Below are 211 nucleotides of genomic sequence, written 5' to 3' on the forward strand. Positions count from 1 at the left end.
TCACCAAATTTAAGGTGGAGTTGTTGCATTGTCAAGCCCCAATTACGAATTGGCATAGTCCATTTTTTGCTTATGTTTTGTATTGCCAGATAAATTAACTTTAATAACGCTTGATCTGAAGTAAACGCTCCTTTTGTTTTAGTCACTTTCCTAATTTGACGGTGCATGGCTTCAATAGCATTTGTTGTATATATAGCTCTTCTTATTTCTG

At 34.6% G+C, this 211-nt stretch carries 1 protein-coding gene; it reads right to left on the reverse strand.

The annotated features are described in order from the left end of the window. A partial coding sequence (locus G5B32_RS17020) for a transposase (protein ID WP_165292681.1) occupies positions 1-211 on the reverse strand: 211 nt, incomplete at both ends.

Source organism: Sphingobacterium sp. SGL-16 (genome assembly GCF_011043515.1).
GTDB classification, from domain to species: Bacteria; Bacteroidota; Bacteroidia; order Sphingobacteriales; family Sphingobacteriaceae; genus Sphingobacterium; species Sphingobacterium litopenaei.